This window comes from Acrocarpospora macrocephala (assembly GCF_009687865.1).
In the GTDB taxonomy this organism is placed as follows: domain Bacteria; phylum Actinomycetota; class Actinomycetes; order Streptosporangiales; family Streptosporangiaceae; genus Acrocarpospora; species Acrocarpospora macrocephala.
Map to the genome: position 1 here is coordinate 194,976 of NZ_BLAE01000011.1, position 15,146 is coordinate 210,121.

The 15,146-nt window shown below is 70.9% G+C and carries 16 protein-coding genes; 9 read left to right on the top strand and 7 right to left on the bottom strand.

Translation table 11 applies throughout. The features are described from left to right. Positions 1–46 precede the first annotated feature (46 nt). Positions 47–442, bottom strand: a complete 396-nt coding sequence (locus tag Amac_RS11110) for a ChaB family protein (protein ID WP_155354251.1) — start codon at positions 440–442, stop codon at positions 47–49. A gap of 289 nt (positions 443–731) precedes the next feature. Here Amac_RS11110 and Amac_RS11115 point away from each other — a divergent pair, with 289 nt between their 5' ends. Next, positions 732–1,844 carry a serine hydrolase domain-containing protein gene (locus tag Amac_RS11115; RefSeq protein WP_155354252.1) on the top strand — a complete coding sequence of 371 codons (1,113 nt, stop codon included), beginning with the start codon at positions 732–734 and terminating at the stop codon, positions 1,842–1,844. Here the strand turns inward: Amac_RS11115 and Amac_RS11120 are convergent. The 3 genes from Amac_RS11120 to Amac_RS11130 are packed head-to-tail and all read right to left on the bottom strand — an operon-like array spanning position 1,821 to position 4,030. Then, the gene (locus Amac_RS11120; RefSeq protein WP_155354253.1) at positions 1,821–2,687 is read right to left on the bottom strand and encodes a 3-methyladenine DNA glycosylase; all 867 of its coding nucleotides are present in this window, start codon (positions 2,685–2,687) and stop codon (positions 1,821–1,823) included. The genes Amac_RS11115 and Amac_RS11120 overlap by 24 nt on opposite strands. 4 nt (positions 2,688–2,691) lie before the next feature. Then, a complete protein-coding gene (locus tag Amac_RS11125) occupies positions 2,692–3,633 on the bottom strand; it encodes a cation diffusion facilitator family transporter (protein ID WP_246268249.1) in 942 nt (313 codons plus the stop codon). Then, positions 3,626–4,030: an ArsR/SmtB family transcription factor gene (locus Amac_RS11130; RefSeq protein WP_155354254.1), complete on the bottom strand. Its 405-nt coding sequence runs from the start codon at positions 4,028–4,030 to the stop codon at positions 3,626–3,628. Before Amac_RS11130 ends, Amac_RS11125 begins: the two co-directional genes overlap by 8 nt. Before the next feature lie 141 nt (positions 4,031–4,171). Here Amac_RS11130 and Amac_RS11135 point away from each other — a divergent pair, with 141 nt between their 5' ends. The 4 genes from Amac_RS11135 (at position 4,172) to Amac_RS11150 (ending at position 7,661) form a co-directional block, all read left to right on the top strand. Next, positions 4,172–5,305 carry a ZIP family transporter gene (locus tag Amac_RS11135; RefSeq protein WP_155354255.1) on the top strand — a complete coding sequence of 378 codons (1,134 nt, stop codon included), beginning with the start codon at positions 4,172–4,174 and terminating at the stop codon, positions 5,303–5,305. 8 nt (positions 5,306–5,313) lie between these two features. Then, entirely contained in the window at positions 5,314–5,715 is a 402-nt protein-coding gene (locus Amac_RS57255; protein ID WP_155354256.1) for a DivIVA domain-containing protein, read from the top strand. A gap of 81 nt (positions 5,716–5,796) precedes the next feature. Continuing rightward, positions 5,797–6,663, top strand: a complete 867-nt coding sequence (locus Amac_RS11145) for a leishmanolysin-related zinc metalloendopeptidase (RefSeq protein ID WP_170322433.1) — start codon at positions 5,797–5,799, stop codon at positions 6,661–6,663. Between the two features lie 17 nt (positions 6,664–6,680). Then, complete coding sequence (locus Amac_RS11150) at positions 6,681–7,661, top strand: LLM class flavin-dependent oxidoreductase (protein ID WP_155354258.1); 981 nt, start codon at positions 6,681–6,683, stop codon at positions 7,659–7,661. Positions 7,662–7,667: 6 nt separating this feature from the next. Here Amac_RS11150 and Amac_RS11155 read toward each other — a convergent pair whose 3' ends face one another. Both Amac_RS11155 and Amac_RS11160 read right to left on the bottom strand, forming a co-directional pair. Next, positions 7,668–8,090 (bottom strand): Hsp20/alpha crystallin family protein, encoded by a 423-nt coding sequence (locus Amac_RS11155; RefSeq protein WP_155354259.1) that lies wholly within the window; start codon positions 8,088–8,090, stop codon positions 7,668–7,670. A 70-nt stretch (positions 8,091–8,160) separates the two neighbouring features. Then, positions 8,161–8,751 (bottom strand): TetR/AcrR family transcriptional regulator, encoded by a 591-nt coding sequence (locus Amac_RS11160; protein WP_155354260.1) that lies wholly within the window; start codon positions 8,749–8,751, stop codon positions 8,161–8,163. Between the two features lie 125 nt (positions 8,752–8,876). Here Amac_RS11160 and Amac_RS11165 point away from each other — a divergent pair, with 125 nt between their 5' ends. The 3 genes from Amac_RS11165 to Amac_RS11175 are packed head-to-tail and all read left to right on the top strand — an operon-like array spanning position 8,877 to position 11,932. After that, positions 8,877–10,073 carry a cytochrome P450 gene (locus tag Amac_RS11165; RefSeq protein WP_218041009.1) on the top strand — a complete coding sequence of 399 codons (1,197 nt, stop codon included), beginning with the start codon at positions 8,877–8,879 and terminating at the stop codon, positions 10,071–10,073. Between the two features lie 58 nt (positions 10,074–10,131). Next, a complete protein-coding gene (locus Amac_RS11170) occupies positions 10,132–10,476 on the top strand; it encodes a response regulator (protein ID WP_155354261.1) in 345 nt (114 codons plus the stop codon). Between the two features lie 4 nt (positions 10,477–10,480). Beyond that, entirely contained in the window at positions 10,481–11,932 is a 1,452-nt protein-coding gene (locus Amac_RS11175; RefSeq protein ID WP_155354262.1) for a sensor histidine kinase, read from the top strand. Between the two features lie 5 nt (positions 11,933–11,937). On the opposite strand, the gene dctP is transcribed toward Amac_RS11175, so the two are convergent. Continuing rightward, positions 11,938–13,410, bottom strand: coding sequence for a TRAP transporter substrate-binding protein DctP (gene dctP, locus Amac_RS11180; protein ID WP_155354263.1), 1,473 nt, complete (start codon positions 13,408–13,410; stop codon positions 11,938–11,940). A gap of 138 nt (positions 13,411–13,548) precedes the next feature. Here dctP and Amac_RS11185 point away from each other — a divergent pair, with 138 nt between their 5' ends. Then, positions 13,549–15,129: a sensor histidine kinase gene (locus Amac_RS11185; RefSeq protein ID WP_155354264.1), complete on the top strand. Its 1,581-nt coding sequence runs from the start codon at positions 13,549–13,551 to the stop codon at positions 15,127–15,129. The last annotated feature ends 17 nt before the right edge of the window (positions 15,130–15,146 follow it).

A 15,146-nucleotide genomic window follows, 5' to 3' on the forward strand; every position in this document is an offset into this window, starting at 1 on the left:
CGTCGGCTCTGACCTATCGCACGGGATCCCGCGATGTCCGGCTATGTCACGCTCTGGTGCGCGCCGCGCTGCGCCTGTTGGCCTTCCTGATGGCGGCGACCAGCTCCTCCTTGGTCATGCTGGAACGTCCGGCGATGTCCATTCGCTTGGCCACGTCGTACAGGTGCTGCTTGGACGCCTTGGCGTTCACGCCCTCCTCGGTCCGGCCCACGCCGCGCCGCTTGCTCGCGGCCCGCTCGTCGGAAGGACCCCGCCTGGACTTGGCCTCCCAGTGGTCACCGATCTTCTCCCAGGTGCGCTTGAGCGCCGCGTATGCGGTCCGGTGCGCGCGTTCGCCCTCGCCGTACTCCTGGACGGCGGCGTCATGCGCCTTGGCCCACGTTTCCTGGGCCCGCTTGGGGGATCGGCGCAGGGTGTCGGGCATCTCTCGTTGGGCTGGCATCTCCCGCTCCCTTCTCACGGTCCGCACGCCCATCGGCGTGCTCGTCTCCGTCCCCTCCCCCAATTCCCGTCCCGCGAACTCCCTTTTTCTCTTTGTACGCCCTCCGCCCCACCTCCCCCCACCACCTTTCGACCGCCTTACGGTCATTTTTTGACGAGGGCGACGAGGAAGCAGGGGGCGAGCGCGGTGGCTGGTTCGGGACGGGCGCTAACCCCAAGATTGATCTACCGAAATTTCCGGAATTGGGCCTAGAGTGCCCGAAAAAGGCTGGGAACTGGGAGTTGGCTTAATGATCACTGTGCGTGGGGCGGTGGCGCCTGGGTTTGAGGGGGTGCGGGAGGCGTTCGAGGACGTTGTCGCGGAGGGGCCGGATGAGCCTGGGGCGCAGCTTGCCGTTTATCGGGATGGGCAGCAGGTGGTCGATCTGTGGGCGGGGGACGGGGTCGCGGGTGATTCGCTGTTCGCGGTCTTCTCCTCTACCAAGGGGGCGGCGCATCTGGTCGTGGCGTTGCTGGTGCAGGAGGGCGTACTCGATCTGGATCATCGGGTCGGCGAGTGGTGGCCGGAGTTTCCGGCCGAGATCACGCTGCGGGGGCTGCTGGCGCATCGGGCGGGCCTGATCGGGGTGGATGGGGGGTTCAGCGAGGCGGAACTGGCCGACGATCGGCTGATCGCGAAGAAGCTGGCGGGACAGCGCCCGTACTGGACTCCCGGAGCCGCCTACGGGTATCACGCCTTCGTGATCGGCGCGCTCACCGGTGAGGTGGTCCGGCGGGCGACCGGGCAATCGATTCAGGAGATATACGAGGAGCGCATCCGGGCGCCGTACAACATCGGCTTCTATCTGGGGCTGCCCGCCGAGTTCGAATCGCGGTTCGTCCCGGCGCGGCCGATGCGTCCCGTTCCCGGGGAGGTCGTGGATCCGGCGAGCCTGACCGGCGTCGCGTTCAATCTCAACGCCCCCTCCCCCACCGATCTGGTGGCCTTCGCCAACAGCCGCCAGACGCGCGCGCTGGGCCCGGCGTCCGCGGGCGGCGTCGCCAACGCGCGGGGGCTCGCCGCTCTGTACGCCGCCGCCGTCTCCGGCCTGGACGGTAAGCCGCCACTGCTGACCCCGGCCACGATCACGGAGTTCTCCCGCCTGCACACGCCGGGAACCGACCTGGTCACCGGCGACGTGAACAAGTTCGCGCTCGGCTTCGAAGCCGTGCCGCTGCTCTACCCCGCGCTGGGCCCCGACGCCTTCGGCCACAGCGGCGCGGCGGGCTCGCAGGCGTTCGCCGACCCGCGCAGCGGCATCGCGTACGGCTACGCGCGGCGGCGGCTGCCCGTCCCGGCGGGCGCGGCCCCGGAGAACGAGCGCCTGATCCCGGCCGTCCTACAGTGCGCCCGCTTCGGCTAGCAGTCCCTCGCAGGCGGCCAGCAGCCGCCGGCGGAGCGGGGCGGCCCGCTCGGCGAAGTCCCGCTGGGCCGCCGCGTACTCGATCCGGCCCGCCGGGGTCTCGACCGGGATGGGCGGGTAGCCGTGGTGGCTCAGGTCGTAGGGGCTGGCGCGCATGTCGACCGCGCGGATGTCCCTGGCCAGTTCGAAGCAGTCGGCCACCAGCTCGCCCGGCACCAGCGGGGACAGCTTGCTCGCCCACTTGTAGAGGTCCATGTTGGCGTGCAGGCAGCCGGGCTGTTCGCGTTCGACCTGGTGTTCGCGGGTGAGCTGGGCCTGGTTCAGCGGGCGGGCCTGCGGGGTGAAGAACCGGAACGCGTCGAAATGGCTGCACCGCAGCGGGCGCTCCTCGACGACGGCGGCCACCGCCTCCGATGACATCCGCAGCGGCTGCGTGGCGTGCCTGACCCGGTCGGGCGGCAGGCGGTAGACCATCGCCCACTCGTGCATGCCGAAACACCCGAACTGCCCGGGCCGCCCGGCGGTCGCCGCCAGCAGGCCCGCGACCCACGTGAGGGTCTCCCGCCGCCGCGGCACGAGCGCGGCCGTGTCCAGGGTCGCGCCGCCTTCGACGTCGACGTATCCCGTCCCGAACTCCCGCGCCCCCTCAAGCACGACGCCCGCCCCCGGATGCCACCGCCGCAACCGGCTCGGCCGATACCCGTAGTAGCTGAACAGGAAGTCCTCCACCGGGTGCGCCACCCCGGCCCTGCGACGGCTGAGATGCGGGCCGATCCACCCGTCTACGCGCCGCCGATGAGCCTCGGCCCTGGCCTCCCATTCCCGCCTGTCGAGCACACGCACCGAATCATGCTAGCCGCCGGTGCGCGGGGCCGTGCGGGGCGCGGCAGTGGGTGGCGGGCGCGCCGACCGTGAGGAGTTCCTGGGGGGCGTGGTCGACCTGGAGGGTGGTGTGGGCGATGCCGTACTCGTCGTGGAGGAGCCTTTCCGCGGCGGCGCGGACGGCGTGGCAGTCGGCGCCGGGCTTGACCAGGATGTGGGCCGACATCGCGGGGTAGCCGGAGGTGACTTCCCAGATGTGCAGGTCGTGCACCTCGACGACAGAGTCCAGCGCGGCGGTCTTGGTGCCGATTTCGGTGGGGTTCATGCCGACGGGGGCGGCTTCCATGAAGACGCGGCCGGAGTCGCGGACCAGGCCCCAGCCGGCTCGCAGCATGAGCGCGGCGACGATCAGGGCGGCGAGGGCGTCGGTGCGGCCCCAGCCGGTGAGCCAGATGACGGCGCCGGCGACGGTGGTGGCGATGAAGGCGAACAGGTCGTTGAGGATGTGCTGGTAGGCGCCTTCGACGTTGAGGCTGCCCCGGTCGGCCTTGGCCAGCAGCCAGGTGGCCAGCAGGTTGACCACGATTCCGGCCAGGCCGGTGAGCACCACGTACAGGCCCTGGACCTCGGGCGGGTGCACGAGGCGGCGAACGCCCTCGACGATGAAGTACGCGCTGAGCAGGAGCAGGGTGAGGCCGTTGAGCTGGGCGGAGATGATCTCGGCGCGTTTGAGGCCGTAGGTGTAGCCGCCGCGGGGCGGGCGCGCGGAGATGCGCATCGCGATCAGGGCGACGACGATGGCGATGGCGTCGGTGAGCATGTGCCCGGCATCGGAGATCAGCGCGAGAGACCGGGCGATGACGCCGATGACGACCTCGATCGCCATGAATCCGGTGATCAGGGCGAGCGCGCCGGTCAGATACCGGCGGTCGCCGCCCGCCGCGTGCCCGTGACCGTGCTCAGCCACCGCGCCGCTCCTCGTCGTGGCCGATGTGGGTGATCGCGAGGTCGAACAGCATGCGGACGTGGGAGTCGGCCAGCTGGTAGTACGCCATCCGCCCGGAACGGCGCACCTTGACCACCCGGTGGGTGCGCAGCAGGCGCAGCGCGTGCGAGGCGGCGGACATGCTCTGCCCGGTGGCGGCGGCCAGGTCGCACACGCACATCTCGCCACCTTCGAGCAGCGCGGCCATCAGGCGCAACCGGCCAGGGTCGGCCAGCAACGAGAACACGTCGGCGAGCTCGCGCACCACGTCGTCGGACGGCAGCGTGCGGCGGACGGCGGCGACCCGGTCGGCGTCCACGACGGGAGTGGAACAAGCGTCGGGCGACAGCGCCACTACAACACTTGAATCATTGTTCATATGCCGGAGTGTATGTCGCGCTCCGGGGATCTTCAACAGTCACTTGAACAGTGGTTCAGATGTGTAATCGTTGAGTAACTGGATATCAACGCTCTGTAATCAAAGCACGTCGTTCGCCATGACATCCACAAGGGAGTGCTCGTGTTGCCGCTCGATCTCCGATCTCCTGCCCTCGCGGTGTGGCTGGCCGCCGCTCTGATCTGCCTCTCGACGCTGGCCGGGGCGTGGCTGGCCAGGAGGAAAGCGCGGCAGGTCACCGGATGGCTGGCCGTCGCGTCCGCGTTGATGCTGGTCACCGCGTTGATCGATATGCTGCCCGACGCCTGGCGGGGGGCGGTGGAGAACGGCGTCCCGCTGTGGGCGGTGGGGCTGGCGATCCTGTCCGGCTTCCTGGTGATCACCTATTTCACCCGGAAGGGCTGCGGGCACGAGCACACCGGCCCCGCCGGTGGGAATCACGCGCCCGGGCTGCATCGCCGCGTCAAGGAGGTGCTCAGCGCGGCCGTGTTCAGCGGCCTGGGCACCGCCGCCGCGCTCTCCGTGCACCGCGCGGTCGAGGGCGCCACGCTCGCCCTGACCACCTCGGCCATCGTGGTGATCGCCCTCATGGTCCATTCCACCAGCGAGGGCCTCGCCCTGACCACCCTGCTCGACATGGCCTCCCGGCGGCTGGCGCCGTGGCTGGTCCTCTCCTGTGTCAGCCCCGCCGCCGGCATCCTGATCGCCACCATCAGTCCCCTGCCGCCGCGGGTGGAGCCCATCCTGATCGGCGTGGTGGCGGGGGTGCTGCTCCGTACGGCGCTGGTGGGCCTGAAGCTGGCCGCGATCCGGCAGGCGGACGGGCGGCTGCCGAAGCGGCACGCGGTGAGCGCGATCGGCGTCGCGGGCACGGTGGCGGTTCTGCTCGTCGCCGCCCACCTGCTGCCCGGCGGCGGCGAGCATCCCGTCGCCACCGGGCAGATGATGGTCCGGCTACCCCAGCCGGCGCCGACCCCGACTCCGACTCGCTTCTCCCCGGTCAGCAGGGAGCACCTGCGCGCCGCCGTCGCCGCGGGCTACATGAGCCTGTCTGAGGTGTTCGCGCGGACCGACGACCTGACCAAGGGGACGCACATCGGGTGGCTGCTGCGCACCCTGCCCGGCCACCAGCCGGACGAAGTCAAGAAATTGCTCGCCGCCAACGACATCGCGCCCGATCACCGGCTCGGCGATCTGTCGGACCGGCAGCGGGCGTACCTGCTGGAAGTCATCTCCACTCCGCGAAAGGCTCGGTGAACGATCCCATGACCGACAGGACGCTGACCGCCGACGATGTCCGCGCCAAAGTGTTCACGACCGGGCGGCTCCGCGAGGGCTATGACCTCGCCGAAGTCGACGTCTTCCTGAACGAGGTGGCGGCCAGCCTGCGCCGGCTGCACCAGGAGAACGCCCACCTGAAAGGCCTCGTCGCCGATCCGAAGACGGCGACGCTGCTGATCGTCAACGCGCGGGAGCAGGCGGAGACGATCATCTCGGAGGCCCAGGACCGCGCCCGCGCCCTCGAGGAGGAGACGCGCGAGCGCCTGCGCAGGGCCACCGACATCCTCGCCGAAGCCCATACGGCGGGGGTACGGGAGCTCGACCGCTGGCGCACCGGCCTCGAAGATCAGCTCGCCCAGATCAAGGACGCGGTGGCCACGTCGTGACGTTGAGTAGGGGGTTACTCAAGGCGTACGACCGGTGACGGGGGGACGATGGCCAAGTCCGTGACGTGGAAAGGCGGAGCGATGGACGAGTTCGAGACACATCTGGCGCGTGCCGACGCGGGGCGCGCGCGGGCGGTGGCGGCTACCGAGTCGCCGTTCACGATCGAGGTGCGGTTCCTGGGGGGTCTGAGCGAGACGCAGAAGGCGGCGTTCGCGGCCGCGGCCGACCGGTGGGCGCGGATGATCGTCGGGGATCTGCCCGACGTCGCCATTCCCGACGTGCCGGAACTGCCCGCGGGCCTCACCCCGGGGGAGGCCGTCGACGACATCGTGATCCTCGCCCAGGGCGCCAAGATCGACGGTGCGGGGACGCCGGAGGGCAACATTCTGGGGCAGGCGCGGCCGATTCTCGTGCGGACGGGCAGCCGTCTCCCGGCGGTCGGCACGATGACCTTCGACAGTTTCGACCTGGACCGGATGGAACAGTCGGGGCTCCTGCACGATGTGATCGCGCACGAGATGGGGCACGCGCTGGGACTCGGCGGGGGGATCTGGCAGGACCTGCACCTCGTGGAAGGGCTTGGCACCACCGACCCGGTCTTCACCGGCGCGAGGGCCCGTGAGGTGTTCGCGTCCCTGCTCGGCAGTGCGGAACCGCACGTCGTCCCGGTGGAGAACGTGGGCGGTCCCGGCAGCGCCGGCTCGCACTGGCGGGAGTCGGTGTTCGGCGCCGAGCTCATGACCAGCAGGGTCGGCGCCGGCCTCGGCAATCCGCTGAGCCGTCTCACGGTGGCGGCGCTCGGGGACATGGGCTACCAGGTCGACATGGCGGCGGCGGAACCGTATGTGCTGCCGTCTCCGCTCTTCCTGGCCGAGATGCGCGCGGCGGCTCTGGACGCCACGCTCTTCTGCGGCGTCTCTCAGGAGGAGCCGCCTGGGCTCATCTGACCGGGCACCATGGAGGGATGCGGATCGGCGTCTTCCTCATCGCGGCGGGATCTTCCCGGCGCCCGCCGGGACAGGTCCTGCGGGACACCATGGAGGCGATCGTCGCCGCCGAGGACGCCGGATTCGACGACGCGTGGATCGCGGAGCACCACTTCATGTCGTACGGGGTGTGCCCGTCCGCGATCACGCTGGCGGCGATGGCCCTGGGCCGTACCGAGCGGATCGGGGTCGGGACGGCGGTGAGCGTGCTGTCCACGACGCATCCGGTGGCGCTGGCCGAGCAGGCGGCCATGCTGCACCATCTGTCCGGCGGCCGTTTCACGCTGGGCGTGGGGCGGGGCGGGCCGTGGGTGGACCTGGAGGTGTTCGGCGCGGATCTGGACAGGTGGGAACGGGGGTTCCCGGAATCTCTCGATCTGCTGTGCCGGGCGCTGAGCGAGCCTTCGGTGGCGGCGAGCGGGGAGTTCTTCCGGTTCCGCGAGGTGGCGATGGTGCCGTCGGCGCGGATGCGGCCGGTGGTGGCCAGGGCTTCGGGGCGTACGACCCGGGTGGCCGCGGAGCGGGGCTTGGGCATGCTGCTGGGGATGGAGCTGGACGACGCGGCCAAGGCACTGATTCTGGCCGAATATGCGGATATATCCCCGATAGACGCCCCGCACATGGCCGCGGTGGTCGCTTTCGTGGGTGATTCGACCAAGAAGACCCAGGACGAACTGAGAGCCCAGCTTCCCCTGTGGCTCGAACCCGGCATAGCCGGATATGTACGCGTAGACGGCCAGCCCCGGCAGACCCGCGACCTGGACGAATACGTAAATTTCCTGACCCGCGTGCATCCCGTCGGCGACGCCGATCACTGCGTGGAAACGCTCAGAACCACCCGCGAGACGACCGGCCTCCGCCACCTCATCCTCATGGTGGAAGGCATGGGCGACCACCGCCGCACCTTGGCGAACATCCGCCGCCTGGGCTCGGAGGTCCTCCCCCGGCTCAGGAACTGATCAGCGCTACTTCCCCTGCTCCGGCATGGCGATCGGCACCCGGGTCCCGGCCTGCTTGGCCTCGGCCATGTTGACGCAGATCTCCAGAATGCCCTTGTCGTAGGTGGCGGTGACCTCGTCCTCCCTCGCCCCCGCGGGCAAGGTGATCGACCGGGTCATGCTGCCGTAGCGGAATTCGCTGCGGCCGCCTTCCTTCTCCTCCTGGTGGCGCTCCGCGTGAATGGTCAGCATGCCGCCCGCGACGGTCACCTCGACGTCCTTGGCCGGGTCCACGCCGGGGAGTTCGCACCGAAGCACATACTGGCCGTCCCGGACGAAGTCCTCGAACCGCAGCGACTGGCCCATCGGGCGCAGGCTGAGGAGCGGCGATTCCAGCATGTCGAAGATCTCCGGGAAGAGGCCCCGGTCGCGGCGCATCATCATACCCATGGCGTTCACCTCCGTGTCGCTTTCTTCCAGCTCAGCCGGGCCGCGACCGCGAGGGTAGGGGCAGAAGTCCCTAATGCCCGTCGAAGGGGCGCTCCATCTCGTCCAGTACGCGTTCGATGACCTCGCCCGGGCGGCCGGGCTGCCCGTCCTGGACCCACAGGCGCATGGCGATGCGTACGGAGGCGAGGAAGGCGGTGGCCAGGACGTGGGCGCGGACCGGGCCCACCCCGTCGCGTTCGGCCACGACGGCGGCCAGGTCGCGCTCCAGGGCGGCGTGGTTGCCCAGCTGGACGGCCAGCAGGCCGGGATGGGTGAGGGCAAGCCTGGTGCGGATCGCCCATTCGCTGACGGTGTGCTCGTCCCGGTCGGCCATGGTGGCGACGACCGCGCGCATCGCCGTCCAGGCGGACTCGCCGGCGGGACGGTCGTGGATGGCGGCGAGCAAGGCGCGCATCTGCTGGCCGTCCGCGTAGAGCAGGGCGTCTTCCTTGCCGGTGAAATAGTTGGAGAACGATCTGCGCGAGATGCCCGCCGCCTCGGTGATCTCGTCGATCGTGACGTTGTCGATGCCGCGCTCGATGGTGAGCCGCATCGCCGCGTCGTGCACGGCCTGCCGGGTGGCGGCCTTCTTGCGTTCGCGAAGCCCTTGCGTGCCTGCCATCAGGATCACCACCTCCACGAGTAAATATACCTACATCTCAGGCATACTTGCCACATAGGCATTTTTGCCGGAAAGGCAGGTAGCGTGGCTGAGTGAGCTCGTACGTTCACGCAACGGAGGACGCGATGATCGACACATCCGGGACGAACATGCTGCGGTTTCCCTTCCGCCCGCGACACGGAGATCCCCTGACGCCGCGCGCGGTCTCCTTCCCCGACGGGATCGGGCAGGTGGAGCTGCCCACCGGCCAGATCACCTGGCTGGTCAGCCGGCACGAGTACGTGCGCCAGGTGCTCCGCAGCCCGGACTTCTCCAGCGATTTCACCAAACCGGGCTTTCCGATGATCCGGGCCCTGCCGCAGCTGCCGGACGGCCCGCCGCCGGGCATGTTCATCCGCATGGACGGGCTGGACCACGCCCGGCTCCGGCGCATGCTCGTCCCGGAGTTCATGATCAGGCATATTCGCACGCTGGAACCGCTGATCAGGGAGACCGTCGTCGGCGCGCTGGACGCCATGCGGGCGCACGGGGCGCCCGCCGACCTCGTCGAGTGGTTCGCGCTGCCCGTGCCCTCGATGGTGATCTGCCATCTGCTCGGCGTGCCGTACAGCGACCACACGTTCTTCCAGGAGCGCAGCCGCGTCATGCTGGCCTGGTCCACCCCGCCGCAGGAGGCCCTGGCCGCGCGGGACGAGATCCGCGACTACCTCGACAAGCTGGTGCGGCAGCGGGACGGCGGCGCGGACCTGATCAGCCGGCTGGCCGCCGAGCGGGTGGCCACCGGCGAGATGACCGCGGACGAGCTGTCCGGGGTGGCGCTGCTGCTCCTGGTCGCCGGGCACGAGACCACCTCGAACATGATCGGCCTGAGCACGCTGGCGCTCCTGCGGAATCCCGAGCAGATGCGGCGGCTCCGGGCCGAGCCCGAGTCGATGGACGACGCGGTGGAGGAGCTGCTGCGCTACCTGAGCATCGTGCGGACCGGCCTCACCCGGGCGGCCGTGGCCGACACCGAGATCGGCGGCCAGGTCGTCAAGGCCGGGGAGGGTGTGATCGCGCTGGTGTCCGCCGCCAACCACGACACCGCCGTCTTCGCCGAGCCCGGCGACCTCGACCTGAGCCGCGGCTCCCACCAGCACATGGCCTTCGGTTTCGGCGTGCACCAGTGCCTGGGCCAGCCGCTGGCGCGAGCCGAACTGCGCATCGCCCTCACCGAACTCCTCACCCGGCTGCCCGGCCTCGCCCTCGCTGTCGACCCGGCCGAGGTCGAGTACCGCGACGCCCTCATCTTCGGCGCCCAGCGCCTGCCGGTGACCTGGTGAACGCCATCTCCGTGCCAGCACTGATGCCGGACCCGCGAACGGGTGCGACCATCGATCCGTGGCCCGGAGTGTGCTGATCGTCGACGACCATGACGGATTCCGTTCCTCGGCTCGGGCGCTGCTCGAGGCGGGCGGTTTCGTCGTCGCCGGTGACGCGGCGACCGGCGCGGAGGCCGTCGCCGCCGCCGACCGGCTCCGCCCGGACGTGGTCCTGCTCGACATCCAGCTGCCCGACCTGGATGGTTTCACGGTGGCCGCGCGCCTCACCGGGCTGGCGGATCCGCCGGTGGTCGTGTTCGTGTCGAGCCGGGACGCCGTGACGTACGGTCCCCGGCTGCGGGGAGCCCGTTTCCTCCCCAAGCACGAACTGTCTGGTCCGGCGCTCAGCGGTCTCCTCGGGTGACGGCGTGCGGGCGCCGATCCTGGTCCTGGCGATCGTGGCGGGTCTCGCGTCGGAGTGGGTGGCCTACGGCTGGGAGCAGCCCGGACGGTGGATTCCCGACCTATTGACCGGCCTCGTGCTCGTCGGCGCCGGTCTGTACGCGCGCAAAGCCCCGGGCACGCTGCTGATCGCGACCGGATTCGCCTGGTTCGCCGGGAATCTGGATCCAGCCTTGTGGTACTGGCACCGGGGGCCGTTGATCCACCTGCTGCTCATGTTCCCGGGCTGGCGGCCCACGACCCGGGTCGGCTGGGCGGCGGTCGGGACCGGCTACGTGGCCGCCGCCGTCCAGCCCGTCTGGAACACGGACCTGGCCGCCGTCGCGCTGGTCTCCGCGCTGCTCGTCGCCGGGGGCACACGGCGGGCGACCATCGCCTTCGCCCTCGCCGTGTACGGCGGCGCCGCAAGCCGCCTCGTCTTCCCCGCCGGGGAGGTCGCCTTCCCCGCGGCCCTCGGCTACCAGGCCGTCCTGTGCGGCATCGCGATCACCCTGGCTTGGACGCTCCGACGGCCCGGCCACGAGGCGGTCACCGACCAGGTCATCGAGCTCGCCCGGCCGGGTTCCTTGCGTACCGCGCTGGCGGAGACCCTTGGCGACCCGGGCCTGCGGGTCGGCTTCTGGCGGGACGGCGGCTATCTGGACGAACGCGGCGTCCTGATCGCGCTCCCCGCCGGGGATCGGGCCACGACATTCATCGGCGATGACGGCGAGCCCTTCGCCGTCATCGTGCACGATCGGGCCGTGCTCACCGGCACATCCATGATCGAGGCCGTTGGCACCGCCGCCAGGCTGACCGCTGTGAACGACGCGCTTCAGGCTGAGGTGCGCGCGCAGGCCGCCGAGCTGGCGGCCTCCCGTCGGCGGCTCATGGTGGCCGCCGACGAGGAGCGCCGCCACCTCGCCGAGCGCCTGCAGGAGGGTCCCGTGCGGCGCCTCACCGGCCTGCTCGACACCCTCAAACCGGGCAGAGCCGCAGAGCACCTGGTCAGTACTCTCCAGGAGCTGGACGACCTCGCCCACGGCCTGCATCCCCGCGAGCTCAGCGGCGGCCTCTCATCCGCCCTGGCCGCGCTCGCCGCGCGTTCCCCAGTGCCGGTACGGCTGAACGCGTCCCCGGAACCACTCCCGGCGGATATCGAGGCGGCCGTCTACTTCGTGTGCGCCGAAGCCCTGGCCAACGTCGCCAAGCACGCCAACGCGTCGACGGTCTCCATCACGCTCGCGCGGCACGGCGCAAAACTCTCCGTCATAGTGCACGACGACGGCGTCGGCGGAGCCGATCCCTCCCAGGGCAGCGGCCTGCGCGGACTGTCGGATCGCGTCGAAACGTTCGGCGGTCGCCTCTCCGTCGACTCCGCGCCGGGCAACGGAACGCGGCTCGTCGCCGAGATCCCCCTCAGCGGCGAGCCGCGCTGAACGCGTCAGCCGATCTTCTTCCACGGTTCGCTGCCGAACACCACGTACATGAGCGACTCCTCCCCCGGCTGGCCTGCCTCCACGTCGACGAACCTGAGCTCGCCGCCGTCGAGCCGCCACCCGGCGGAGAACAGGTTGCCACCCGCGGTGCCGCACAGGACCTCGCGGAAGGAGAGCACGACCTTGCCGCCGGTGGCCGTGTAAGGGCCGTAGCAGTCCGCGCTGTCCGGACTTCCGCCGACGTGGTGGCGCCAGGTGCCCGCTTTGAAGGTCAGGGTGGAAATGCCCGCGTTGTCGCGCGCCCAGGCGGGATGCACCTTGTAGTCGAGGAACCGTCGCATCGGGATCTCCGCCCGGTAGACCCCTTCGGGAAACTTCTCCGCCGCGCTGCTCTTCGCGAGCGTCCCCGTGCTCTTCCTGCCGTCGCAGGGGATGGCGATTTGCGCCGCCAGGGCGTTCTTCTTCAGCTCGCGTATACGCTCGATCATCCCCTTGACCTGGGGGTCCTTCTCCAACGTCGCGTAGACCGGCTGGGCGGCCCGTTCCAGAGCGGCGATGTCGCCGTCCTCCGCGTAGACGACCGCTCCGCCGTACGAGCAGAACGCCCGGCCCGCCTCGATCTCCGAGGGGCGGTGGGATCGGGCCCAGACGGCGGTCGACGCCGCCGCTTCCGTCACGGCGGCGCGCTGCCGTTCGGACAGGCCGTCCAGCACCGAGGACCGGATGACGAGCGTGTTCACCTTCGGGAAGAACGTCACGTTGGCGGCGGCCACGCTCGCGGGCAGCCAGGACGACGCCCAGGTGTAGGAGGATTCCATCCCGGCCAGGGACTTGGCGGCGATCGCCTGTCCCATCGCGTCGCCCGGCAGGTCGGCGGGTTCCGCGCCGAATGCCCGGAAGAGCGCGTAGGCGGTGTCGGAATGCGGGGCGCGGAACGTCTTCCCGGCGAAGTCCGCGGGCGAGGTGAGCGGGCCGTGCACGCCGAACGGGTGCCGCAACCCGTCGGGAAGGAGGGCCAGACCGGTCAGACCGGCTTTGGTCAGACCGCCGAGCATCTGCGCGGCCAAGGCGTCGTCGGCGAGGATCCGGTCCACCAGATAGTCGCTCGTGACGAGGAACGGCGCGTGCAGCGCGCTCATGGTGGTGATGCCCTCGGTGTCCCACGCGCGGGCCGGGATCAGCCCCATGTCGAGATCTCCTCCGGTGACCAGCCGCGCCACCGCCTGGTCCCACTGGGTCACCGGCCCGGCCGCGTTCCACTTCGGCCGAACACGCACCGTGCCGCCGGATTTCGCCTGGACCAGCCGCGCGAACTCCTCGACGGCGTCGGCCCCGGGCAGCCCCGGCTTGTCGTCGGTCCCCAGCGTCAGCGTGGTGACGGCGGGCCCCGGGCCGCTCTTCCCACCCTGCGTCGTGCTCGCGCAGGCCACCACGAGCGCGGCCGTCGCGGCGAGGACCACGACGTTTCTCAGTCTCATGACCACCCTCCCTTGACGTCAGCATCGACGCTAAGCCGGGGCGCCCGCCATGCCATCGCGACCAGCACGGCCACCGGGAGCCGCGGCCTACGTGCTAGCCGCAATGGCGGATCCCCACCTCCGCGAGAGAATAGGCGCGTGCGGGTCACCCCCTTGGCCGTACCGCTCACCGCGGTCGGGTACGGCTTCGCGACGGTCGCGGTGCTCGCCGACGTGGACCCGGAAACCAGGTATCCCGTCGCGGTGACCGTCATGACGGCCCTCTTCCTGTTCGCGGCCGGTGCCGTCAGCCGGCGAGGAGCCGCGTACGCCGGCGGGTTGTGCTGGCTGGCGCCGATCTGGATCGCCGGCGGCCCGTCCTGGGCCAGGAGCGCCGCGATGGTCGCGGTTCCCTTCCTGCTCCCCGCCGCCGCCCACCTGACGCTGCGACGGCCCCCGATCGCGGCCTACACGATCACCGCACTGCTGGCGGTGGGCCGCACGCTCGTATACGACCCGTTCTACGACCCCGATTGCTGGCGGCTCTGCGACAACATCCTCCCGGCGTTCCCGAACCAGGCGGCGGCCGAGTGGCTGAGCACCTCCTGGGCCGCCTTCGCGGTGGTGTTCGGCGTCGCGGCGACCACCCGCGCCATCCAGGACCACCGGCGGATGACCCCCGTCGCCCGCCGCGTGCGCGGGCTCCCCCTGCCGCCCGGCGCTGTGGCGACGGCGACGTTCGCCTGCTACGGCACGGCGCTGCTCCTCGGCCCGGCCGAACGCCCGGACAACCCCCTCTACCTCGCGATCTTCTTCGCCCAAGCCGCCGCGCTCTGCTGCCTCGCCGCGGCCGTCATCTGGACGACCGTCGCGGGATGGCTCAGGCGGGCCGCGGTGGGACGCCTGGCCGACGACCTCGGCTCCGCGTCCCTACAGGCGGCCCTCGGCCGGGTGACCGGCGATCCGTCCCTGACCGTCGCCTACTGGCTGCCCAGTTACGGACGCTACGTGGACAGCCGGGGCGCCGAAGTCCCCGCCGAACCGGAGCAGGGGCAGGCGGTGACCTCCATCGTCAGGGAGGGCCAGCCCGTGGCGCTGATCGCGCACGACCCCGGCAGCCGGGAACTCACCGAGCGCATCGGCCCGGCGGCCCGGCTCGCCATCGACAACGAGCGGCTGCGCGCGGAGGTGCTGGCCCAGATCGCGGACCTGCGTGCCTCCCGGACCCGCGTCGTGGCGGCGGGCGACGACGCGCGCCGCAGACTCGAACGCGACCTGCACGACGGCGCGCAACAGCGCCTGCTCGCGGTGGCCTTCGAGCTCAGGCTCGCCGGGGATCCCGCGGTCGACACGGTGCTCCAGGCGCTGGGGGAACTCCGGGAGCTGGCCCACGGCATCTTCCCCGTCATCCTCGAGGAGACCGGAATCGAGGGCGCGTTGTGGTCGCTCGCCGACCGGGCGCCGTTCCCGGTCGAGATCTCCGAACTCCCCGGCGTACGCTTCCCGCCCGCCGTCGAGCGGGCCGTCTACCTGATCGCGGACCACTTGGCGAAAGCGGCCACGGGACCGCTGAACCTGCGCGTGGAAGCCCGGGAAGACGTGCTCACCCTGGAGGCGACGGGAGCCGTCCCCCGCCTGCCCGGCCACCTCGGCGACCGCGCGGGCGCCCTCAGCGGCCGGGTGACGGCGACCGCCGATCACATCCGCGTGGAGATTCCCCTCGCCGGGGCTACGATGTGAGCCCCCATGTGAGCGGA

Bases quoted from the DNA above. Each gene is read 5' to 3' on its own strand.
- Amac_RS11110 (WP_155354251.1), bottom strand. From the start codon at position 442: ATGCCAGCCCAACGAGAGATGCCCGACACCCTGCGCCGATCCCCCAAG.
- Amac_RS11115 (WP_155354252.1), top strand. From the start codon at position 732: ATGATCACTGTGCGTGGGGCGGTGGCGCCTGGGTTTGAGGGGGTGCGG.
- dctP (WP_155354263.1), bottom strand. From the start codon at position 13,410: ATGAGACTGAGAAACGTCGTGGTCCTCGCCGCGACGGCCGCGCTCGTG.
- Amac_RS11155 (WP_155354259.1), bottom strand. From the start codon at position 8,090: ATGGGTATGATGATGCGCCGCGACCGGGGCCTCTTCCCGGAGATCTTC.
- Amac_RS11165 (WP_218041009.1), top strand. From the start codon at position 8,877: ATGATCGACACATCCGGGACGAACATGCTGCGGTTTCCCTTCCGCCCG.
- Amac_RS11145 (WP_170322433.1), top strand. From the start codon at position 5,797: ATGGACGAGTTCGAGACACATCTGGCGCGTGCCGACGCGGGGCGCGCG.
- Amac_RS11130 (WP_155354254.1), bottom strand. From the start codon at position 4,030: ATGAACAATGATTCAAGTGTTGTAGTGGCGCTGTCGCCCGACGCTTGT.
- Amac_RS11160 (WP_155354260.1), bottom strand. From the start codon at position 8,751: ATGGCAGGCACGCAAGGGCTTCGCGAACGCAAGAAGGCCGCCACCCGG.
- Amac_RS11150 (WP_155354258.1), top strand. From the start codon at position 6,681: ATGCGGATCGGCGTCTTCCTCATCGCGGCGGGATCTTCCCGGCGCCCG.
- Amac_RS57255 (WP_155354256.1), top strand. From the start codon at position 5,314: ATGACCGACAGGACGCTGACCGCCGACGATGTCCGCGCCAAAGTGTTC.